We start from the raw sequence: 20,630 nt of genomic DNA, 5'->3' as shown, positions 1-20,630 counted from the left end.
TATACCTCGTATGCGATTGTGTCGGAACGACTGTAACTGACGGTGGCGACCGGTTCGACGGCGAAAGTCGAACCGGTCGTACGGCGCATCATGCGGTCAGGGCGTTGATGACCACGTTGATATTGCCGCGCGTTGCCTTCGAGTACGGGCAGATTTGGTCTGCGGCGTGCGCCAGCTCCGTCGCGACGTCTTGCGTCAAGCCTGGCACGCGAAGAGTCAGCCGGGCCTGGAGGAAGTAGGCCGGACCGGTCTGGCCCAGATCGACTTCAATATCAATGGCCAGATTGGACGGCAGCGTGACCTTCATATTTTTCGCTGCCAGCTCGACGGCAGCGGTGTAGCAGGCCGACCATGCGCCGGCGAAAAACTGCTCTGCCGTTGGGTGCGGCACAATGGCTGCGAACTCGTGTGCCAGCCTAGGGTTTCCAGGCGACGAGAGCTCGATGGCGAGGCCGCGGGAAGAGTTGTCACCGTCGCTGAACGTCGTGTGGGTTTTGCCTGTGGCCAGGACTTTTTCGATCTTGTTCATGGTTGAGTCCTCAACGTTTTGCTGGGTTTGTGATTCGTATGCGCTAAAAGCGCATGCGATATATATGGCGTATCGACCATGCCGATCGATAGCAACGCCGCGCGGTGCGTCAAGCCGTGAGGACGTTCAGGGCCACGTCAATGTTACCCCGCGTCGCTTTCGAGTACGGGCAGATTTGATCGGCGGTGTGCGCCAGTGTCGTCGCGATATCGTGCGACAAGCCCGGTACGCGCAGGGTCAATCGAGCCTGAAGGAAGTAGGCCGGACCGGTCTGACCCAGATCGACTTCGATGTCGACGGACAGATCCGACGGCAGCACCACGTTCATCTCACCGGCCACCAGCCCGACGGCGGCGGTGTAGCAGGCCGACCAGGCACCCGCGAACAGTTGCTCTGCCGTCGGGTGCGGTTGGGTGGCTGCGAACACGTGGGCTGGCTTGGCATTTCCAGGCGTCGACAGGGTGATGTCGAGGCTGCCGTCATGGCCGCGCGAGGTAGTGCCAGCGTTGCTGACGGTGGTGTGGGTTTTGCCGGTGGCCAGTACTTTTTCGATCTTGCTCATGATGATTTCCTAAGTTTCTATTGTTTTCGTATGCGCTTATATCGCATGCGACATATTTAATGGATTAAAACGATCTTCACGCCGTCAGGACGTTCACCGCCACATCGATGTTGCCCAGTGTCGCTTTCGAGTACGGGCAGAGTTCGTGTGCGGCGTGCGCCAGTGCGGTGGCGACGTCGTGTGCCACGCCCGGCAAGCGGACAAAGAATCGAGCCTGAAGGAAATAAGCCTGACCGGCCTGGCCCAGATCAATCTCGATGTCGACAGATGCATCTGCCGGCAGCACCACTTTTTTCGCCTTGGCTATGTGTTCGATGGCGGAGATGTAGCAGGCCGACCATGCACCGGCGAACAGTTGCTCGGCGGTCGGGTGCGCTTGGGTGGCTGCGAACACGTGGGCCGGTTTTGCGTCACCTGGCGACGACAGCTCGATGTCGAGGTTGCCGTGGGCACGGGTCGCATCGCTGAACGTGGTGTGGGTTTTGCCGGTAAACAGTACTTTTTCGATCTTGCTCATGGGATGAATCCTCAACGTTTCAATTGGTGGTGTTTATGTGTCGTATACGTTTGTATCGTATGCGATGGAAATAATAGTCGCCCAGAGCTCAATCGGTGTCAAGGGGTAGTGCGCGGTCCAGCCGACGAATGGTTTGTTGGCGGGATATGCCGAATTCGTCGTCGACCGCGCCTAAAGCGATCAAGCCGTGGCTTCGGGAATGGGCCAGTCTGGGCGGTCTGTCCAAGGAGTTGATGATGAAACGACTGTCCCTGGCCGAAGCTCGCGAGCTGGCCGAATCGATCTTGCTGCACAACGGTTTCAACCTTGCCCACGCTCAGGCGGTGGCTGCCACGGTGATTGCCGGCGAGCGCGATGGCTGCGCCTCCCACGGTTTGTATCGGGTATTGGGGTGCGTGAATTCGCTCAGGGCCGGCAAGGTGGTGGCCGATGCCGAACCACGGGTGATCGACCAGGCACCTTCGATCGTGCGGGTTGATGCGGCGGGAGGTTTCTCCCAGTTGGCGTTTCAGGCGAGTCTGCCATTACTGGAGGAGAAAACCCGGGCAAACGGGATTGCGGCGCTGGCGATCAATCGCTGTGTGCATTTTTCCGCCCTGTGGGTCGAGATCGAGCAGCTGACCGCTGCCGGCCTGGTGGCGCTGGCGTGTAATCCCAGCCATGCCTGGGTCGCGCCGGCGGGAGGCAGTCAACCGGTGTTCGGCACCAATCCCATCGCATTCGGTTGGCCGCGTTCGGGCAAGGATCCGTTTGTGTTCGACTTCGCCACCAGTGCGATTGCCCGTGGCGAGATCGAGTTGCACCGGCGTGCCGGCAAAGCGATTCCCGAAGGCTGGGGCGTCGATGCAGACGGGCAACCGAGTACTGATGCGAACGTGGTACTCGATGCCGGCGCGATGCTGACGTTTGGCGGGCACAAGGGCTCGGCGCTGGCTGCCATGGTGGAGTTGATCGCCGGGCCGTTGATTGGTGACCTGACCAGCGCCGAGTCGCTGGCTTATGACGCGGGCAGCAAGTCGTCGCCGTACCACGGCGAGCTGATCATCGCCCTCGATCCGCGACGCTTTCTCGGCGAGGCCACCGAGCAGCATCTGGCTCGTGCCGAAGTGATGTTCCAGAGCATACAAGGGCAGGGCGCACGCTTGCCGTCGCAACGGCGTTACGAGGCGCGCGCACGCAGTTTGGTGGAGGGCGTGCAGATTCCCGAAGCCTTGTACAACGACTTGAAGGCGTTACTGGGCTGAAGAAGCAGGGGGAGGCGACCAATCCTGTGGGAGTGAGCCTGCTCGCGATAGCGGTGTAACAGTCGACAGAAATGCTGAATGTTATGGCCCCATCGCGAGCAGGCTCGCTCCCACAGGAGGTCGCTGCTCAAATGAGTGGTTTTACAGCGGTTGGCGATGGCTGTTGCCGTCGACCAGACGGGCGATGCCCAGCGGATTGGCGTTTTGCAGCGCCTCGGGCAAGAGCGCATCCGGGCAGTTCTGGTAGCACACCGGGCGCAGGAAACGCTCGATGGCCAGGCTGCCGACCGAGGTGCCACGGGCATCCGAGGTGGCCGGGTAGGGCCCGCCATGCACCATCGCATCGCAGACTTCGACGCCGGTCGGGTAGCCGTTGAACAGTACGCGTCCGACCTTCTGTTCAAGCAGCGGCAGCAGTTCGCTATGAGTTCGCAGGTCATCGGCTTCGGCAATCAGGGTGGCCGTCAGTTGACCGTGCAAACTTTGCAATGCCCGTTGCAGTTCGGCCTTGTCGGCCACTTCCACCAACACGGTAGTCGGGCCGAAGACTTCTTCCTGCAACAGCGGGTCACCGTTGATCAGTAGGCTGACGTCGGCCTTGAACAGTTGAGGCTGAGCCTGCTGGCCCTGTTGTTCGCGGCCGGCCAGGTGGCAGATGTGCGGATGCGCGTGCAGCGTCTGCACGCCCTTGGCGTAGCTGGTTAACGTGCCGGCGTTGAGCATGGTTTGCCCCGGCTGGTCGGCCATTACCGCACTGAGCGATTGAATAAATGCGCTGAATTCAGGGGAGCGAATGCCAATCACCAATCCGGGGTTGGTGCAGAACTGGCCGCAGCCGAGCACCACTGACGCGGCGAGTTCACTGGCGATTTTCTCGCCGCGCCGTTGCAGGGCTTCGGGTAATACCAGCACCGGATTGATGCTGCTCATTTCGGCAAACACCGGAATCGGCTGAGGCCGCGCGGCGGCCATGTCGCAGAGGGCGCGACCGCCCTTGAGCGAACCGGTAAAGCCCACCGCCTGGATTGCCGGATGCTTGACCAACGCTTCGCCGACACCCGCGCCGTAGATCATGTTGAACACACCCTTGGGCATGCCGGTTTGCTCGGCGGCGCGGAGGATCGCATCGGCCACGAGCTCGGCCGTCGCCATATGCCCACTGTGAGCCTTGAACACCACCGGGCAACCGGCGGCCAGGGCTGCAGCGGTGTCGCCACCGGCGGTGGAGAATGCCAACGGGAAATTGCTCGCACCGAACACCGCGACCGGGCCAACGCCGATCCGGTACTGACGCAAATCGACCCGAGGCAGCGGCTGACGGTCGGGCAAGGCCCGGTCGATGCGCGCGCCATAGAAATCGCCACGGCGCAGGACTTGAGCGAACAGGCGCATCTGACCGCTGGTACGGCCGCGCTCACCCTGAATGCGCCCGGTCGGCAGCGCCGTCTCGCAGGTGACCAGGGCAACGAACTCATCGTCCAGCGCCTCCAGTTGTGCGGCGATGGCCTCGAGAAATTCCGCGCGCCGGCTCGCCGGTAAGTTGCGAAAGGCCGGGTAGGCGGCAGCTGCTGCCTGGGCAGCAGCGTCGACTTCCTCAACGGTGGCTTGCATGAACGAGTAGGGCAGCGCTTCACCAGTGCTGGCGTCATGGCTTTGCACGGTGATGTTGCCGGCGGCACTGCGCGCACCGCCGATGTAGTTGTGGCCGATGATGTGAGGCATGAAAAACTCCTGTCGGAATGTGAAGCCAAATACGTTGCCAGGTGCAGCGCATGACCTGTAGCAGCTGCCGAAGGCTGCGTTCGACGGCGAAGCCGTCGTAAAACCATGCAACGCGGTGTCACAGTCACACCGTGTCGCCAGTATTGACGACCGCTACGCGCCCGAACGCAGCCTGCGGCAGCTGCTACAGGTTGCGCATTGAGATCAAGCCAGCGAATCACCCCGGCGAGGGATGGCGGGTTCGGCGGTGTCCAGGGCAGCGATCCGTGCAGCGGATTCGCTATCCACCACATGCAGCGACTTGCCACGGGTTTCCCGCGTCAGGCCGACGGCGACAATAGAGATCAGCGCGGCGCCGACCAGGTACCAGGCGATCGGTGTCGAGCTGTGGTACTTGTTGAGCAGGGTGAGGGCAATCAGCGGCGCCAACGAGCCGGCGAAGATCGGTGCTACCTGGTAGCACAGGGACAACGCGGTGTAGCGCACGTGGGTCGGGAACATTTCGGCCATCAGCGCCGAGTAGGGCGCGTAGGTCATCGACTCGATCGCCAGGCCCAGGGTGATGGCCCCGATGATCAGCCAGTTATTGCCGGTGTCCATCATCGGGAAGCCGATGAAACCCCAGAATGCGGTGAGGATCGCACCCGTCAGGTACACCGGTTTGCGCCCGACCAGGTCGGACAGATACCCCATCAGCGGGATCATGAAGAAATGCAGCAGGTGCGCGCCAAACATCAGAAACAGAATCTCTGAAGTATCCTTGTGCACCACCAGTTTCAGGTAGGTAATCGAGAAGGTCACGACGGTGTAGTAAAGGATGTTCTCGGCAAACCGCGCGCCGATGCCGACCAGCACTGCACGCCAGTGATGACGCAGCACTTCCACCACGCCCAGCTGTTGTTGCTTGTTTTGCGCCTGACGGGCCTGGGCTTCCTTGAAGATCGGCGCGTCATCGACGCTGGTGCGAATCCAGTAGCCGATCAGCACCACCACCGCCGAGAACCAGAACGCGACACGCCAGCCCCACGCGAGGAATTGCGCCTCCGACAGGTTCGACGACAACAGCAGCAACGCGACGGTCGCCACCAGGTTACCGGCCGGGACACCGGCTTGCGGCCAACTGGCCCAGAAGCCTCGGCGATTGTCCGGGCAGTGTTCGGACACCAGCAGAATCGCACCGCCCCATTCACCGCCGAAGGCGAAACCCTGGATCAGCCGCAGCAGCACCAGTAATACGGGTGCGGCGTAGCCGATCTGGTCGAAGCCGGGCAGGCAACCCATCAGGAACGTGGTGATGCCGACCACCACCAGGCTCAATTGCAGCAAGCGTTTGCGGCCGAACTTGTCACCGTAGTGACCGAACACCAGGCCACCCAACGGACGGGCAAGAAAGCCGACGGCATACAGGGCGAAGGCGGCGAGGATGCCATCGATCGGGCTGTCGGTCTGGCGAAAAAACAGCTGGCCGAAGACCAGTGCCGAGGCGGTGCCGTAGAGAAAGAATTCATACCATTCGGCGACCGTGCCGGCCATGGCCGCGGCCACGACACGTTTGAGTCCCGAGGGTGTGGTTGCGCGGGCGGTGCTGTGAGGATTGGGCATACTGACGTTTCCTGTAGAGGCGCAAAGACAGGCAGCCGGGCCGGGTCCTCAAAGACCCGCCCGGCAATCACTCAGAGACCGACGTCCGGCAGTTCCGGACGGTTGGCCAGGGCCTTGGCCATGATCTGCTCGACGAAAACCCGATCGGCTTCCGGCAGGGCCAGCCGTGGTGGACGGGTCAGGGCGCTGCCGCGACCGGCGATGGCTTCGCACAGCTTGATGCACTGCACCAGGTCGGCACGGGCGTCGAGGTGCAGGATCGGCATCAGCCATTCGTAGATTGGCATGGCTTCGGCGAAGCGACCGGCCTTGGCCAGGCGGAAGATGGTTTCACCTTCTTTCGGGAACACGTTGGACATGCCCGAGACCCAGCCTTCGGCCCCCACTGCGATGCTTTCCAGCACCACGTCATCAAGGCCGGCGAACAGCACAAAACGGTCGCCCACTTCATTGCGCACGTCGATGAAACGACGGGTGTCGCCGGAGGAATCCTTGAAGCACACCACGTTGTCGCAGTCGGCCAGGGAAATCAGGATGTCCGGGGTGACGTCGTTTTTGTAGATCGGCGGGTTGTTGTAAACCATCAGCGGTACGTCGGCGTTTTTCGCCACGTAGCGGTAGTGCTCGGCGGTCTCGAACGGCTTGGAGCCGTAGACCAGCGCCGGCATCAGCATGACCCCGTCAACGCCGACCCGGCGCACGGCATTGGCGACCTTGGCCGCTTGAATGCTGGTGAATTCGGCCACACCGCAGATCACCGGCACGCGGCCGCGGGAAGCGTCGACCGCAACTTCGGTCACGGCGATTTTTTCTTCGGCGGTCAGCGAGGTGTTTTCCCCCACCGAACCGCACACCACCAGGCCCGACACGCCGTCACGGATCACGTTGGAAATCACTTGGTGGGTTTTTTCCAGGTTGATGGAGAAGTCGTCGTTGAATTGAGTGGTCACCGCGGGGAAGACGCCACTCCAGTTAATGCGCTTGCTCATTGTTGCCTCCGGTTCGTTAATTGTATTTCGTATACGATATTTCAAGTAAGAAGACTCGGCCAGTGCTTTTTTCAGTTCTGAGGGGGTTTTTGCTAGCCGTTGGTCAGAGATTTGGGTGAGGTTTTGTAAGGCTGTGCTCAGGCCCCAGGCCAGGTGTCGGACAGTCGATAGCCTTGTGGCCACGGATCGCTCGGATCGAGCAGCAACTGATGGGTGCCGGTGATCCAGGCTCGGCCGGAAATGCACGGGTAGATCGCCGGGCGTCCCGCCACTTCCGTCAGCGAATCGATGCGGCAGTGAAACTCGGAACCGATGATCGAACGGCCGATAAAACGCTCGCCGACCTGCATCAAGCCCTTGGCCTGCAGCACCGCCATACGCGCCGAGCAGCCGGTGCCGGTCGGCGAACGGTCGATCTTGCCGGGTTGAATCACCACCGCGTTGGCGCCGGTGGCGATGCCATTTTCATAGACGAGGGGAGCCGCGATCTGGCAGAAGGAAATGTGCGACCACTCAGGGTTCAGCGGATGGACGAAGCCCAGTTGTTCATTGGCCGCGCGGGTGATTTTCAGCCCGACCTCGACCAGCTCGGCCGCCTCATCAGGACGAATGGAAAAGCCCAGGCGCTTGGCATCGGCAATCACAAAACTGTCGCCGCCGTACGCGGTGTCGACCTGCAATGAGCCGACGCCTTCAACTTCGATCCAGGCGTCGAGGCGGTCAGCGAAGGAGGGCACATTCTTGATTTCCACCCGTTCGACCTTGCCGTCACGGCAGTCGGCCACCGCTTCGATCAGCCCGCCCGGGGCTTCGAGCACCAACCGGGTTTGCGGTTCGGTCATTGGCAGGATGCCGCTGTCGAGCAACACGGTGGCCACGCACAGCGAGTTGGAGCCGGACATCGGCGGTGTGTCGGCGGGTTCCATGATGATCCAGGCCATCTGCGCCCGCGGATCCTTGGCCGGCACCAGCAGGTTGACGTGGCGGAACACGCCACCGCGCGGCTCGTTGAGGACGAAGTTGCGCAAGGTCTGATCCTTGGCAATCCAGCGCGACTGTTCCCACACGGTGGCCCCGGGCGGTGGCGCGACGCCGCCGACGATCACGTCGCCGACTTCGCCTTCGGCGTGGCAGCTGACTATATGAATGATTTTCGATGAGCGCATGGTTTGCTCCTTGTTTTGTCTATTAGGGCCTCATCGCGAGCAGGCTCGCTCCCACATTTGACCGAGTTCTTCCAGAAGAAATGCGAACAGTGTGGGAGCGAGCCTGCTCGCGAAGGGGCCATCAGCTATTTCACTGATTTAAGGAAAGCCGCAGTTTCCGCATGCACCGGATTACCAATCACCTGATCCGGCGAACCAATCTCGTGCACCAAACCATTGCGAAAAAACGCTACACGGTCGGACACATCGCGGGCGAAGCGGATTTCATGAGTCACCAGGACCATGGTCATGCCGTCTTCGGCGAGCATGCGCATGGTGTCCAGCACCTCGCCCACCAGCTGCGGGTCGAGGGCCGAAGTGGCTTCGTCGAACAGCATGTAGTCCGGCGACATGGCCAGGGCGCGGGCGATGGCCATGCGCTGTTGCTGGCCGCCAGAGAGCTTGCCGGGAAAGGCCTTGAGCTTGTCGCCCAGACCGACGTGGGTCAGTTGTTTGACCGCCAGTTCCTCGGCGTCGGCCTTGCTCTTGCCCAGCACTTTGCGGGGCGCCAGCATCACGTTTTCCAGCACGGTCAGGTGCGGGAACGCGTTCCACTGCTGGAAGACGATACCGATCTTCTGCCGCAGGCGGTTGAGGTCGGTGGCGCTGTGATGGACTTCGACACCGTCGACGCGGATGTTGCCTCTCTGGATCGGCTCCAGACCGTTGATGCACATCAGCAGGGTCGATTTGCCCGAGCCGGAGCCGCCGATGATCGACACCACCTCGCCCTTGTTCACCGTCAGGTTGACGCCCTTGACCACTTCGAGGTTGCCGAAGGATTTGTGTACGTTGTCGATCTCAATCATTTTCTTGCCACCTTCTTTCCAGACGAGCGCCCAGGCGAGCGACCACCAGGCTCATGACGTAGTAGATGAGGCCCGCGATGCACAGCACCAGCAGCGGTTCCTGAATGCGGGTCACGATGGTTTGCGAGGCGCGCAGCAGTTCGACGATGCCGATCCACATCACCAGCGCGGTGTCTTTCATCACGCTGAGCACCAGGTTCAGCCAGCCGGGAAAGGCCACTCGCGTGGCCATCGGCAGGACGATCCAACGCAGGTCCTGGAGGAAACTCAGGCCCAGTGAACGACTGGCCCGGCGCACGGTGAACGGCACCGACAGCACGCCGCTGCGCACGATTTCGGTGAAGTACGCGGCGGCGTAGACCCCGAGCACAATGCAGCCGACGCTGAAGGCGCTGATGTTCAATCCGACGATGCTTTTCAGCGAGTTGAACAACACAAACTGGATCAGCAACGGCACGCTGCGAAACACGTCCAGCACCCACGCCAGTGGCAGGCTGGCGCGCGGCAACAGCGCCCGCAGCAAGCCGAACAGCAGCCCGGCGAAGGAGCCGAGGATGATCGACCAGAACGTGAGTTTCAGAGTGACCCAGGCGCCATCCAGCAAGAACAACAGGTCATTCCAGGAAAAACTGGTGGTCAACATGCTCACCTCCTCAGTAGCGGAACAGTCGCCAGGCCATCAGCCGGGCGGCGCCGACGATGGCCTTGGCAATCAGGTAATACAGCGCCGCGGCGATGGCGAAATATTCGAAGGTGCGGAACGTCTTGACGTTGTAATCCTGGGTCACGCCGGTGAGGTCATTGTTCAGCCCGACGATCACCCCCAGCGACGTCATCAGCACCGCCCAGACCATCTGGTTACTCAACGGATAGAAGACGATCCGCAGCAGCTGCGGGACGATAATCATCCGGTAAGCCTGAAAGGCACTCATGCCCAGCGAACGCGCAGCGCGCACTTGCGTGCCGGGCACAGCCTTGAGGCCGCCGCGAAAGTTTTCCGCCAGGTAGCCGGCGTTGTTGAAGGTGATCCCGGCCAATAGCGCGAACCATGAGCTGACATGCAAATCGAGCGAGCCGAGGCCGAAGTAGAGGACGTAGATCTGGAACAGCGACGGGGTGTTGCGGGCAATCGACACCCAACCGTTGCCGATGCCGCGCAACAACGGTTGTTTGGTTTCGCGCATCACCGTCAGGGCCAGGGCGATCAGCACGCCGAAGATCATCGACAGCGCGGCGGTCTCGAAGGTGACCCAGGCGCCGGCCAGCATGTCCGGCAGGGCGCGCAGGGTCGCGCGCCATTGGAAGGTGTAATCAAACATGCGCGTGGCTCTCCAGTGAGGCAGCCGATTGCAGCCAGGCCGGCAAACGACCGCTGGCGGTGGCGCTGCAAGCGGCGTCGACACATTCGGCGAGGTTGGCGAAGTGCACCTTGCGACCCACCAGGCCGGGTGCGTAATGGGCGTACTTGCCCGAGTTGGTCATCAAGGTTTTGGCCGCCAGCGGGATCACCGGCTCGCCGAGCATGCACCAGCAGGTGTCGGTGACCAGCGTCGCGCCGAAGGCTTCGATCACGGCGATATGTCCAGCCTCGCGCGCCTGCTCCAGCACCGCGCGACCACAAGTGATGGCAAGCACGACTTCGGGGTGTTTGTGTCGACCCCGACACAGCCGCGCCAGATGCGCGAATTCGCTCAGGGAGAAATGCGGATTACCCAGCGAGACCACATCCACCCGACTGTCGCGGGCACTGTTGAGTTCGCGCCAGCTGAGCAGCAAATCCTTCAGGCGGATTTTTTCCACCGGCACGGGGACATTCGCCTCCAGCACCTGCGTCGGGTCGAGTGCTTCCGGGGTCACCTCGGCGATATGAAACAGCGGCGCGGCGGAGGTGGTGGCGAAAGCGGCGCCGAAGGCTTTCAAATCGTCCAGGCTAGGCTCGCTGTGTTCCAGCCCCAGCACCAGAGGAATTCGACTACCGGCCAGGGCACCGATGTGGTAACCGAGCAGCGGGTAGAAGGCATCGTCCAGCTCGCGCAAAACCGGCAATTCGATTTGCAGTCTCGCTTTACGTTGCGCGTCCAGATGGCAACCGATCAGGGGCGCGCGGCCGGTCAGGGCGATGCAGATATCCAGGTAGTCCGGGTATTTCAGGGTGCGTGCGCCGAGCACGCTGTTGGCATACACCACGGCGTTGGATTCGGCCCAGACGATTTGCTCGCCGGCCTTCGGCGCGCCGTCGAGCAGGTAGGGCGCGCAGGTAAAACTCAGCTGTGCGCCCATCGCCATATAGGCATCGCCCAGGGCACTGGCCGGTACGCCGAGCGCCGGATCAATGCCCAACTCGCGCCAACGGCGCTGGTCGACGGAAATCGAATTGAGGGTGGTCGGCACCCGCACTTTTGCGCCCCACTGCACCAGTTGTTCGGCGAAGCGCAGGCTCGCAGGTCCGGTATAAATGCAGCCGTCGATGTGCGCTTGGGTGACATCCACCAGACTGCGCGCACCTTGCAGTTCAGCCATGCGCAGGACGATCTGCATGGCCACCTGGGCAGCTTTGCCATGCTCGCCGTCGAGCAGCGCCTGATCGTGTTCGGTGAGTTCGATGGCGGTGCTTTCTTCTGCTGTGTGCAACGGACTGTCGAGTGCCTGCCAGGCATCGCCCGGCAGGTGTTCAAACACGGTCACCGTTGAGGCTTCGACCCGAGCAAAGGCCTTGCCGCGCAAGGCGGCGAAGGCCTCCCGGCCGATGCACAGCACAGGCAGGGAACGCTCGAAAATGGTCTGTGCCACGAGCACGCCCAGGGTCAGGATCTCATCGGGTTCAGCCAGCACCAGTGCGGCCGGTGCATGACCATTACTGATCAGTTCCATCAGCACACTGCTGCCGGTGCACGAGCCGCGGCCGCTGGGAATCGCCAGCACCCGACCGGCCAGACGTTCGCCGCTGAGCGGGTGGTGACGGTCGATGACCTCGCCGCTGTATGGATCGACCCCGCCCCAGAAACTCAAGCCCACATCGGCAAACAGCAGGGCGCCTTGGGCGGCGCCGGCGACCAGGCTGCGACCGGTCAGAGAGGTTGGCCTAGGCATGCCGGACATCTCAGTAATAGACCTTGGGCACGGTCAGGTCGGTGGGTGAAATCTCGGTGCCGACCCATTTGGTGAATAGCTCGTTGTAGCGGCCGCTGCGCACCTGCTGATTGACGAACAGGTTGAGGTAGTTGAGCAGGCCATACTCGTTACGCTTGGCGCCCAGGGACACGTAGTCGATGGTGTACGGCGCGTTACCGGCGATTTTCAGGTTCTTGTATTTGCCCGACTTGATCGTGGCGGCGGCCACGGTGTTGGTGACCACGGTGGCGTCGATGTGGCCCTGGGCGACCGCCAGCAGCGTGTCGTTCTGCGACTGATAAGCGCGGAAGGTGCCGGTGCCCCAGTTCTTCACGTCTTTTTCCAGAGCGATGGCTTCATAGGTGCCGCTGGTGTTGCCCAGCGCTTTGCCTTTGATATCGGCGAAGCTGTTGATGCCGGTGTTGTCGCGGGTCAGCACCACCATCTGGAAGGCGAAGTACGGCACGGTGAGGCCAACGGTCTTGGCCCGTTCAAGAGTGTCGGACGTGGAGGCAACAATCACGTCCGCACGCCCGGAGACCAGCGCCGGAATTCGATCGGGGAAGGGTGTTTCAACCACTTCGGCGTCGACCCCGAGGATTTTCGCCAGGTCGCGGCAGTAGTCCACGTCGAAACCGGCCGGGTTGTTACCTTCATCGCGAAAACCCATGGGCGGGAAGTCCAGGGTCACGGCGCAGCGCAGCTTGCCCGAACCAATGATGTCGTCGAGCTTGTCAGCCTGGGCGGTGGCAATGAAGGAGGTACTGAGAACAGCGCTGAGGGCTACGGCAAATGCGGGGTTTTTCATAGAGGCCTCGTGGTCGGAAAGTGCTGTTGGATATCGTATTGTGAATTTCGTATACGATATTAGATTAGCAATGAGCGTGCCTGTTTCCGAACTGAGGCGAGAATTAATCGCCAAGCCTTGAGCTAAAGGTCTTACAAGATTGTGGGGGTAGGGCGTAGGAGGAGAACGCCTCGGCAGGCCGTATCAGGCGGTGTTACAGAAGGGAGCAGTGGGGACGCCGGGCGCCCCTTAAAGGAACACTTGCCCGGGTTCAGCGACGGCTTTCGCGATACTGACTCGGCGCCAGACTGGTCAAGGCGCGGAACTGCCGGCTGAACGCACTGTGGTCGGTGTAACCGCAGCGCAGGGCGATCTCGGTGATGGGCAGGTCGGTGTGCAGCAACAGCCGGGAGCCTTCTTCCAGGCGCGCCTTGTGAATCATCTGCCGTGGCGTGAGCTGGAACACCCGTTTGCAATGGCGCTCCAGTTGCGCCACGGAAAACCCGGCGATCGCGGTCAGTTCGGCGAGGCTGATCGGCCGGGCGAAATGGCTGCGGATATGCGCGTCCACCGCCGCGAGTTTCTGGAACGCCGGATGGCTGGACTGTGGCGCTTGCAGGTCGCGGGAGATGCCGGCCAGGCCGACGATCTGACCTTGCGGGTTGCGCAGCGCGAGTTTGTGGGTCAGGCACCAGACCGGTTGATTCCCGTAATACAGGTGCAGTTCGAGTTGGTCGGCCAGTTCGCGGCCGGTGGACAGCACCCGCCGATCCTGCTCGGTGTACAGCGGGCCGAAGCGCTCGGGAAAGACCATGTCGGCGGTGCGCCCGAGCAGTTCGTCACTGTGTTTGAAGCCGCAGCGCCGGGCCAGGGTCTGGTTGACGAAGGCGTAGCGGGCCTCGCTGTCCTTGATGAAAAACACCACGTCCGACAGGGTATCGAGCAGCGCCGCGATCGGCTGCAGACTGCTCAGCAGGGTGGGCAGGTCGCAGGGTTTGAAGGTAGTGAGCGAGGCATACATGGCGCTGGGCGTCTGGAGGCAATGCCCGGGATCATAAAGACTCGGCGCCGGAGCCGAAAGCCCCGGACGGCATTCAGGTATGCGGGGTATCGTCCAGGCACAGCAAGGTCTCGATCCGTGCCGGACTGAACGGTGGTCGTGGCGTCGAAGGTTGCCAGCCGAACAGGTGCTGCAACGCACCGCCACACACTCGGCCCTGGCAAGCGCCCATGCCGCAGCGGCTGGCCAGCTTGGCCTCGCGCCAGTCAGCGTGCCCGACAAGCAGCCCGTAAGGCACGTCTTCGCAACGGCACACCAGAGTGTCGGGTTGCGCCAGCGACTTGAGTTGCGGGTCGAGGGTGAAGGCCTTGTTCAGGGCGTTGGCGAAACCCTGCCAGCGCGCACGACGCGGCCACAATGCTCGGGCTGAATCAAGGTCACCGACCGCGGCGTGACCGGCGATGGCGCCTTCGACCAATGCCAGTTCACTGCCACCGAAACCGGTGCATTCACCCGCCGCGTAGTGATCGGCGCGGCGAGTGGTCTGCCAGGCATCGACGGCAACCGCCTGGTCCTCGAGTTCGCAGCCCAGGGCCTGGCCGAGTTGGGTATTGGGAATCAGACCGAAGCCACAGGCCAGGCGATCACATTCCAGTTCGACGATTTTTCCTTGCTGTTGCAGGCGCACACCTTCCAGCCGCTCATTGCCCAGGGCGGCCAGTACATAGGTCCCGGTACGGTAATGGCGGTCGAACAACGTGACCGCCTGCATCAGCTTGTTGGGCCAGCGTGGCAGTTGCGCGGCGAAACCGGCGACGGCGGCCGCGCTGGCCTGCTCGGCAATGCGCAGCACCCGGGCGCCGTTGTGTTTGGCGGTGGCGGCGCTGGCCAGCAATAACGGTCCGCTGCCGGCAATCATAATGCGTTCGTCCTGCACCGGCAGCCCGCCCTTGATCAATGCCTGGAGGCCACCCGCGCCAGTCACGCCGGGCAGCGTCCAGCCGGGGAAGGGCAGAAGCAACTCGCGAGCGCCGGTACACAGAATCAGTTTGTCGTAACCGATCAACCAGCCACGATCAGCGTCTTCAACCAGCAGTTGTTTCGGCCCGGCGCAGGCGATCACCCGCGTGCCGGAGTGGCGGCGGATGTTGCTGCACGCCTCCAGTCGCTCGCGCATCTGACGCGCCGGGTTCGGCAGGTTAGCTTGAGGACCATCACGCCAGATTTGCCCTCCCGGCAGCGGGTTGTCATCGAGCAGGACGATGCGCGCACCGCTTGGCGCTGCGGCGAGCGCAGCGGCCATGCCGGCGGGACCGGCACCGATGATCAGCAGGTCGGCGTATTCGCTCATGCTTGAGTCTCCACGTGCATGCCGTCACGGCACAGCGTCTGGCACGCCAGGCGCCGGCGACCGTCGATGGTCACCCGGCATTCCTGGCAAATGCCCATGCCGCACAGCGGTGCGCGGCGTTGGCCACTGACCGATGTGCGAGTGCAGCCGTCGCCGCTCAGGGCCAGTGCAGCGGCGACGCTGGTGCCCTCGGCAACCCGCAGGGCACGTCCGTCCAGCATCAATTCAGGCATAAACGGGCTCTCCGAGAAAACGTTGCGGCAGATACGGTTGCGCAGTCAGTGGTGGCGTTTCGTCGAACAGCTGCGCGACCAGCAGGTCGGCGGTGCCAGGCGCGGTCGTCACGCCGAGGCCTTCGTGACCGACCGCCAGCCATAAACCTTTGCGTTGCGGGTGCTGACCCACCAGCGGTAAGCCGTCGGGGCTGGCAGCGCGAAAACCGGTCCAGGCACGGATGCCGTTGAGCTGAGCCAGCCCCGGCATGTAGTCGGTGGCACGCCGGAGCATTTTCGCCAGCATCCAGCCCTCGACCTGCGGGTCGGTGGTGCCGAATTGTCGCGAAGCACCGATGAACAGTTGCCCGGTTGGTCGCGGCTGAATATTGCACGCCGTCGAGGGACCGCTGGCGTTGTGGGCGCTGGTGACGTAACCGAGTTCCACCAGGGTGTGGGTGACTTTTCCGGGGTAGCGGTCGGTGATCAGCAAGTGGCCTTTCTTCGGCTCTATCGGCAATTCGGGGCAGAGTTCGTTGGCCTGGACGCCATTGGCCATAATCACCGCTTCGGCGCTTAGCCAGAGGCCGTCGTCGAGCCGCACGCGGTTGCCATCGACTTCGCTGACCCGCGCCCGGCGTTGGCTGATGTTCGGTGTGTCGAGCATCCAATTAGCCGTCGCCGGAGCATAGAGAATGCCGTCACCATTGATCAGTAGTCCGCCTTCCAGGCCCTCGCGCAGTTCCGGTTCGCGCTGATGCAAGGCACTGCTGGAGATCAATTCGCAGGCCACGCCTTGGGCCTGCAAATTCAGGTATTTGCTGTGGGCGACGGCCATCTCTTCGGCATTGGCCGCCAGCCAGAGGGTGCCGTTGCAACGGTAGGCGCAGCCGTCGGGCAGGGCCGGCGCCAGTTCGCGCCAGCGTTGCAGGGAATACTGACTGAGGGCCAGTTCGGCCGGGTTGTCGTCGAGGACCAGCAAGTGGCCCATGCCCGCCGCCGTAGCGCCGGGCAGGCCGGCGTCCAGCACCAGCACGCGCAAGCCGCGACCCGCCAACGCCTGGGCACAAGCGGCGCCGATGATGCCGGCGCCGATCACGATCACATCGGCCACCAGGCCCTCGTTCACGGACGAATACCCCAGGCGAACGGATCGTCCTGTTCAATGATCAGGCTGGCTTCGGCGCTGATAAAGGCGCGGCCGCGAATGGTCGGCACGATGCGCTCGCCCTGAAGTTCGTAGGAACCCTCGAACTCGCTGCCGATGACACTGGCCTGACGCCAGATCTGTCCCGGCTGCAATTTGTCGTCGGCCGCCAGGCACGCCAGTTTGGCGCTGGTGCCGGTGCCGCAGGGCGAGCGGTCGTAAGCCTTGCCGGGGCAGAGGACGAAGTTGCGGCTGTCGGCCTGCACGTCTTCGGCGAACAGTTCGACATGGTCGATCAAGCCGCCGTCTTCGCCGCGAATACCCTGAGCCTCCAGTGCTTGCTGTACGGCGAAGGTGTAGGCGGTCAGCGCATCGAGGTTATCGCCCGCAACGCGCAGGCCATGTTCGGCAATCAGGAAAAACCAGTTACCACCCCAGGCTACATCGCCGGTCACTTGACCGATCCCCGGCACCTGCAGCGACAGCGCTTTGCGGTAACGGTAGGCCGGCACGTTGCGCACGCTGACCGAATGGTCTTCGTGCAGCGTCGCCTGCACCGTGCCCACCGGGGTTTCGATACTGTGCACCCCAGGGCCGATCTTGCCCAGATGCGCCAGCGAGGCCACCAGGCCGATGGTGCCGTGGCCGCACATGCCGAGGTAACCGCTGTTGTTGAAGAAAATCACGCCGGCACAGGCGCTCGGGTCCACCGGTTCACAGAGCAGGGCACCGACCAGCACGTCACTGCCCCGTGGCTCCAGCACGCAGGCAGCGCGCCATTGATCATGCTGTTCGGCCAGCCGCTGTCGACGTTCGGCCATGCTGCCGCTGCCCAGGTCAGGAAAGCCGGCGATCACCAGGCGGGTCGGTTCGCCGCCGGTGTGGGAGTCGATCACGGTGATGCGTTTCATGGGATGGCCACGTCCGTTCAGATGAGTGAACAAAAGAGTGGCCTGTGCGGGGGCTTGCCGGCTTGATGTTTTTATCCAGTGCCGATGACGAAATCGGCACAGTGCGGCGAGCTGTCAGTGGTGGTGAGGCAGGTGCTCGAACAGGGTCTTGCAGACGCCGGCAATGTGCTCGTCGAGCAACTTCACCGCCAGGTCCACGTCACCGGCGCGGCAGGCCGCAAGGATTTCCCGGTGTTCGTGATCGGCGCGTTCCTTGCCGGCCGACAGGCTCATCTGCATGCGCAGGTAACGCTCAAGCTTGTCGTTGACCGAGCGGATCAGGCCGACCAGAAACGGTCGTTGCGCCGGTTCGTAAAGGCAAGCGTGCAGTTCCCAGTTGAGCTCGGCCCAGCGCCCCACATCATCTTCGCCGATGAACTCCTGGCAGATGCGTTCGGCACGGGCGAAGGTGTCTTCGGTCATGTTCGGAATGGCCAGGCGCAGCACCTTGTCTTCGAGCAGCATGCGCACTTCGAACATTTGCGCCAGTTCTGCATCGGAAACCCGAGTGACCATCGCCCCGCGATTGCGCTGGAACATCACCAGGCCTTCGGCCTCAAGGCGTTTGAGGGCTTCGCGCACCGGAATCTTGCTGACGTTGAACTGGCGGGCAATGTCGTCCTGGCGAATCGGCTCGTCCTCGGCGAAATGCCCGGCGACGATGGCGTCACGCAGATGACGGGTGATGATTTCCGACGTCGAAGGCGAATTGCCAAGGTCGGGAGCGTTGAGTTTGGTCAGGGCCACGGTCGTGATCGTCAGGATTGGATTTCAGATAGGGTATACGAATATGCACTGGGTGGTCTTCGGCGATGATCAGGACCTCCAGCCGCCGTCTGCCAGCCATCAACGTTCGGGAAGGTTCCAGCTTTCGCGTATTTGCTCATATTCCGCTTCGGGCATTTGAACCAGCAGCGGCGACTGGCGAGGGTCCAGCCAATTGAACAAACGAGCAATATCCGCTGGATCCATGGCGGTGCAACCCAGCGTCGGGGAGGTGGGGCCGCGCCAGATGTGGAAGAAAATGCACGAGCCCGAGGCGGGGGACGCCGGCGTATTGTGCTCGATGAAAATGCCTTTTCGATACATGTCGTCATCGCGACGCATACGTTCGGAGCTGTTCCAGTCTTTCGAAACAGTCGCTCCATCGACCAGCTCGTTATAGCGTGCGGAGTGGCTGTCATCCACGCATTCGATGGTCGGGGTCAGCGCCAGGTAAGGCAGTTTGGTGTCGGCCGTGCTGTCGTAGCCAAACGCCGTCCCCAGTTTGAATACCCCGGCAGGTGCTTTTCCATCACCTTCACGTTTGACCGGACCTTCGCGTTGCTCAACGCGGCTCAGACCCAGGCCCCACGCCAGCCCGCTCTTGCCGACCACCACCGGAAACGGCGATTCGTATTTTCGAAAGGTGTTTCCCTGCCGTTCATAACGCTGGGCAGTCCCCTGGATGTCAGTCCAGTTTTTTGTGGTGACCACAATCAGCTGATTGGCGGTGTCGAGAGCATCGCGCGTACCCAGCGGCGTGATGGGGAAGTCCATGACGTTCTTCGGCGAACCTTCCCCGCTGTACGTGAAGTGCCACCATTCCTTGGAGTACCCGGTAAACCCTTCTTTCTCCATGGCCCTGCTGAGCGTCTGGCGATTGTCCCTGGCGGCAGCGCTGATCGTCGGGCTGTCGGTATGCGCTCGCTCATCGAAGCAATCGAAACCGGTGCCCATGTCGAGTGCGCCGTCGCGCCAACGCTGGCCATAAGGGGCTGTGCAATCGACTTGCCCGGCTGAAGGCGTCCAGGTTTCGGCGGGCAGGGCATCCGGGCCGGTCAGTGTCAGATCCACGGTTGAGCCTTTGGAGTGGTTCGACACCCGCGCCACGTAACCCAGGCGCCAGAAGTCCTGCTTGTCCACGCGCGGATAGAACTCGGCCTTGCGCGGGTCGCCCGGCTGCGTCGCGAAGCGCCCCATATCGGCAACGGCACGGCTGGGCCGATAACAGTCAAACACCTTCAAACCGTAGCCTTGCGCACGCAATGCTGTTTGTACCCGAGCGAGGGCCTTGGCGGCGTCCAGCGATAACAGACACTGTGCCGCGGCGTAACCGTCGAGTGGGTGCCCGGTGAAGTTGTGAGCGCTGGCATAGCGAATGTCTTGCTCGATGCCAGGATCAATCGTACGCAGATAAACCATGTTCTCGGGTCGTGTCTCTGCACCGGCGATGCAGGGCACGACAAAGCTCAGGCACAGGGCCCATCGCAGCCAGGTCCGCGCGAGCAGGCTGCGCGAACGAAGCGAAAACAGTGACGAGGAGGGCAGAGGCTGGAGGGGGCAGACAGGGGGCATACGAGGCTCCAAAGAGGCCGATACTCAAGCCGGATCAGGCGATGGGTCAAGCCAGTGACAGTAACTACGCACTATCTGCGGCACCTGGGCGGCTTCTACTTTTTTGCGCAAACCGCAAGCTGATATCATCCAGGAACTTACAAGCCGAGTAGAAAAACATGAATCGTCAAAAAAAAATAAAGCAGTTATTAAAGGCTCACGCCAAAAAGGCCAGTGCCAAATTAGCACCGTCAAGCAAGTCTAAATACATTAGTAAAGCTGACCGATTGAAGCTGGCTGCTGAATCCAGTCACGACTCAATTATTTCCTCTGAGAGCTGATCTATGTAGTTTAAGCACCGCATCTCTCAGGCAAATGCAGCTTCTACAAAGTTGACCAAAATGGGTGTGACGTTGATTTTCCTCGAGATGAGCAACGAGATCCTCTGCGCCAGAGCTAGTCTTGTACCTGACTGTTCGAATGGGTATCTGCTGTAAAGTTTTTACGCTTTCTTTACGGTAGGTGTTTCTACTCGCAACGATACTGGCCGCGATTTTAGATCGTCCATGTGCCTGGC

Annotated in this window: 21 protein-coding genes; 2 read left to right on the top strand and 19 right to left on the bottom strand. The window is 62.0% G+C overall.

Translation table 11 applies throughout. From position 1 onward, the window contains the following. Positions 1-88 precede the first annotated feature (88 nt). From JFU47_RS29800 to JFU47_RS29790, 3 genes are all read right to left on the bottom strand, one after another. Positions 89-529, bottom strand: a complete 441-nt coding sequence (locus JFU47_RS29800) for an Ohr family peroxiredoxin (protein ID WP_201187757.1) — start codon at positions 527-529, stop codon at positions 89-91. Between the two features lie 109 nt (positions 530-638). After that, positions 639-1,091 (bottom strand): Ohr family peroxiredoxin, encoded by a 453-nt coding sequence (locus JFU47_RS29795; protein ID WP_056745302.1) that lies wholly within the window; start codon positions 1,089-1,091, stop codon positions 639-641. Positions 1,092-1,167: 76 nt separating this feature from the next. Then, positions 1,168-1,608, bottom strand: coding sequence for an Ohr family peroxiredoxin (locus tag JFU47_RS29790; protein ID WP_201187756.1), 441 nt, complete (start codon positions 1,606-1,608; stop codon positions 1,168-1,170). A gap of 236 nt (positions 1,609-1,844) precedes the next feature. Here JFU47_RS29790 and JFU47_RS29785 point away from each other — a divergent pair, with 236 nt between their 5' ends. Then, positions 1,845-2,852, top strand: coding sequence for an Ldh family oxidoreductase (locus JFU47_RS29785; protein ID WP_201188526.1), 1,008 nt, complete (start codon positions 1,845-1,847; stop codon positions 2,850-2,852). A 141-nt stretch (positions 2,853-2,993) separates the two neighbouring features. On the opposite strand, the gene JFU47_RS29780 is transcribed toward JFU47_RS29785, so the two are convergent. The 16 genes from JFU47_RS29780 to JFU47_RS29705 all read right to left on the bottom strand — a co-directional run bounded on the left by JFU47_RS29780 (position 2,994) and on the right by JFU47_RS29705 (position 19,921). After that, positions 2,994-4,574 (bottom strand): aldehyde dehydrogenase (NADP(+)), encoded by a 1,581-nt coding sequence (locus JFU47_RS29780; RefSeq protein WP_201187755.1) that lies wholly within the window; start codon positions 4,572-4,574, stop codon positions 2,994-2,996. Between the two features lie 204 nt (positions 4,575-4,778). Continuing rightward, positions 4,779-6,176, bottom strand: a complete 1,398-nt coding sequence (abaF, locus tag JFU47_RS29775) for a fosfomycin efflux MFS transporter AbaF (protein ID WP_201187754.1) — start codon at positions 6,174-6,176, stop codon at positions 4,779-4,781. A 71-nt stretch (positions 6,177-6,247) separates the two neighbouring features. Then, entirely contained in the window at positions 6,248-7,165 is a 918-nt protein-coding gene (locus JFU47_RS29770; protein ID WP_008157198.1) for a dihydrodipicolinate synthase family protein, read from the bottom strand. A 137-nt stretch (positions 7,166-7,302) separates the two neighbouring features. Further along, positions 7,303-8,331, bottom strand: a complete 1,029-nt coding sequence (locus JFU47_RS29765; protein WP_201187753.1) for a trans-3-hydroxy-L-proline dehydratase — start codon at positions 8,329-8,331, stop codon at positions 7,303-7,305. 125 nt (positions 8,332-8,456) lie between these two features. Then, positions 8,457-9,179 (bottom strand): amino acid ABC transporter ATP-binding protein, encoded by a 723-nt coding sequence (locus JFU47_RS29760; protein WP_201187752.1) that lies wholly within the window; start codon positions 9,177-9,179, stop codon positions 8,457-8,459. Further along, positions 9,172-9,822, bottom strand: coding sequence for an amino acid ABC transporter permease (locus JFU47_RS29755; protein WP_008157201.1), 651 nt, complete (start codon positions 9,820-9,822; stop codon positions 9,172-9,174). The genes JFU47_RS29760 and JFU47_RS29755 overlap by 8 nt, the downstream gene beginning before the upstream one ends. Before the next feature lie 10 nt (positions 9,823-9,832). After that, entirely contained in the window at positions 9,833-10,498 is a 666-nt protein-coding gene (locus JFU47_RS29750; RefSeq protein ID WP_140681339.1) for an amino acid ABC transporter permease, read from the bottom strand. Then, positions 10,491-12,269 carry a cis-3-hydroxy-L-proline dehydratase gene (gene lhpI, locus JFU47_RS29745; RefSeq protein WP_201187751.1) on the bottom strand — a complete coding sequence of 593 codons (1,779 nt, stop codon included), beginning with the start codon at positions 12,267-12,269 and terminating at the stop codon, positions 10,491-10,493. The genes JFU47_RS29750 and lhpI overlap by 8 nt, the downstream gene beginning before the upstream one ends. A gap of 10 nt (positions 12,270-12,279) precedes the next feature. Then, positions 12,280-13,098, bottom strand: a complete 819-nt coding sequence (locus JFU47_RS29740) for an ABC transporter substrate-binding protein (protein WP_008157204.1) — start codon at positions 13,096-13,098, stop codon at positions 12,280-12,282. Between the two features lie 250 nt (positions 13,099-13,348). Further along, a complete protein-coding gene (locus JFU47_RS29735) occupies positions 13,349-14,098 on the bottom strand; it encodes an AraC family transcriptional regulator (RefSeq protein ID WP_123368883.1) in 750 nt (249 codons plus the stop codon). Positions 14,099-14,171: 73 nt separating this feature from the next. After that, positions 14,172-15,428 (bottom strand): NAD(P)/FAD-dependent oxidoreductase, encoded by a 1,257-nt coding sequence (locus JFU47_RS29730; protein ID WP_201187750.1) that lies wholly within the window; start codon positions 15,426-15,428, stop codon positions 14,172-14,174. Then, a complete protein-coding gene (locus JFU47_RS29725; RefSeq protein WP_008157207.1) occupies positions 15,425-15,661 on the bottom strand; it encodes a (2Fe-2S)-binding protein in 237 nt (78 codons plus the stop codon). Before JFU47_RS29725 ends, JFU47_RS29730 begins: the two co-directional genes overlap by 4 nt. Further along, complete coding sequence (locus JFU47_RS29720; protein ID WP_342215402.1) at positions 15,654-16,769, bottom strand: NAD(P)/FAD-dependent oxidoreductase; 1,116 nt, start codon at positions 16,767-16,769, stop codon at positions 15,654-15,656. The genes JFU47_RS29725 and JFU47_RS29720 overlap by 8 nt, the downstream gene beginning before the upstream one ends. Beyond that, complete coding sequence (locus JFU47_RS29715; protein WP_201187748.1) at positions 16,766-17,698, bottom strand: 4-hydroxyproline epimerase; 933 nt, start codon at positions 17,696-17,698, stop codon at positions 16,766-16,768. Before JFU47_RS29715 ends, JFU47_RS29720 begins: the two co-directional genes overlap by 4 nt. Before the next feature lie 114 nt (positions 17,699-17,812). Next, a complete protein-coding gene (locus JFU47_RS29710) occupies positions 17,813-18,484 on the bottom strand; it encodes a GntR family transcriptional regulator (RefSeq protein WP_176471612.1) in 672 nt (223 codons plus the stop codon). 99 nt (positions 18,485-18,583) lie between these two features. Further along, positions 18,584-19,921 carry a M15 family metallopeptidase gene (locus tag JFU47_RS29705; protein WP_242485188.1) on the bottom strand — a complete coding sequence of 446 codons (1,338 nt, stop codon included), beginning with the start codon at positions 19,919-19,921 and terminating at the stop codon, positions 18,584-18,586. A gap of 311 nt (positions 19,922-20,232) precedes the next feature. Here JFU47_RS29705 and JFU47_RS29700 point away from each other — a divergent pair, with 311 nt between their 5' ends. Further along, positions 20,233-20,394 carry a DUF2986 domain-containing protein gene (locus tag JFU47_RS29700; RefSeq protein ID WP_140681349.1) on the top strand — a complete coding sequence of 54 codons (162 nt, stop codon included), beginning with the start codon at positions 20,233-20,235 and terminating at the stop codon, positions 20,392-20,394. Positions 20,395-20,630 lie beyond the last annotated feature (236 nt).

This window comes from Pseudomonas sp. TH39(2020), from assembly GCF_016650715.1.
Taxonomy (GTDB): Bacteria; Pseudomonadota; Gammaproteobacteria; order Pseudomonadales; family Pseudomonadaceae; genus Aquipseudomonas; species Aquipseudomonas mandelii_C.
Note: the sequence above shows the minus strand (reverse complement) of the source record. Positions and strands in the feature narration are given on the sequence as shown.

Bases quoted from the DNA above. Each gene is read 5' to 3' on its own strand.
- JFU47_RS29800 (WP_201187757.1), bottom strand. From the start codon at position 529: ATGAACAAGATCGAAAAAGTCCTGGCCACAGGCAAAACCCACACGACG.
- JFU47_RS29795 (WP_056745302.1), bottom strand. From the start codon at position 1,091: ATGAGCAAGATCGAAAAAGTACTGGCCACCGGCAAAACCCACACCACC.
- JFU47_RS29790 (WP_201187756.1), bottom strand. From the start codon at position 1,608: ATGAGCAAGATCGAAAAAGTACTGTTTACCGGCAAAACCCACACCACG.
- JFU47_RS29785 (WP_201188526.1), top strand. From the start codon at position 1,845: ATGAAACGACTGTCCCTGGCCGAAGCTCGCGAGCTGGCCGAATCGATC.
- JFU47_RS29780 (WP_201187755.1), bottom strand. From the start codon at position 4,574: ATGCCTCACATCATCGGCCACAACTACATCGGCGGTGCGCGCAGTGCC.
- abaF (WP_201187754.1), bottom strand. From the start codon at position 6,176: ATGCCCAATCCTCACAGCACCGCCCGCGCAACCACACCCTCGGGACTC.
- JFU47_RS29770 (WP_008157198.1), bottom strand. From the start codon at position 7,165: ATGAGCAAGCGCATTAACTGGAGTGGCGTCTTCCCCGCGGTGACCACT.
- JFU47_RS29765 (WP_201187753.1), bottom strand. From the start codon at position 8,331: ATGCGCTCATCGAAAATCATTCATATAGTCAGCTGCCACGCCGAAGGC.
- JFU47_RS29760 (WP_201187752.1), bottom strand. From the start codon at position 9,179: ATGATTGAGATCGACAACGTACACAAATCCTTCGGCAACCTCGAAGTG.
- JFU47_RS29755 (WP_008157201.1), bottom strand. From the start codon at position 9,822: ATGTTGACCACCAGTTTTTCCTGGAATGACCTGTTGTTCTTGCTGGAT.
- JFU47_RS29750 (WP_140681339.1), bottom strand. From the start codon at position 10,498: ATGTTTGATTACACCTTCCAATGGCGCGCGACCCTGCGCGCCCTGCCG.
- lhpI (WP_201187751.1), bottom strand. From the start codon at position 12,269: ATGCCTAGGCCAACCTCTCTGACCGGTCGCAGCCTGGTCGCCGGCGCC.
- JFU47_RS29740 (WP_008157204.1), bottom strand. From the start codon at position 13,098: ATGAAAAACCCCGCATTTGCCGTAGCCCTCAGCGCTGTTCTCAGTACC.
- JFU47_RS29735 (WP_123368883.1), bottom strand. From the start codon at position 14,098: ATGTATGCCTCGCTCACTACCTTCAAACCCTGCGACCTGCCCACCCTG.
- JFU47_RS29730 (WP_201187750.1), bottom strand. From the start codon at position 15,428: ATGAGCGAATACGCCGACCTGCTGATCATCGGTGCCGGTCCCGCCGGC.
- JFU47_RS29725 (WP_008157207.1), bottom strand. From the start codon at position 15,661: ATGCCTGAATTGATGCTGGACGGACGTGCCCTGCGGGTTGCCGAGGGC.
- JFU47_RS29715 (WP_201187748.1), bottom strand. From the start codon at position 17,698: ATGAAACGCATCACCGTGATCGACTCCCACACCGGCGGCGAACCGACC.
- JFU47_RS29705 (WP_242485188.1), bottom strand. From the start codon at position 19,921: ATGGTTTATCTGCGTACGATTGATCCTGGCATCGAGCAAGACATTCGC.
- JFU47_RS29700 (WP_140681349.1), top strand. From the start codon at position 20,233: ATGAATCGTCAAAAAAAAATAAAGCAGTTATTAAAGGCTCACGCCAAA.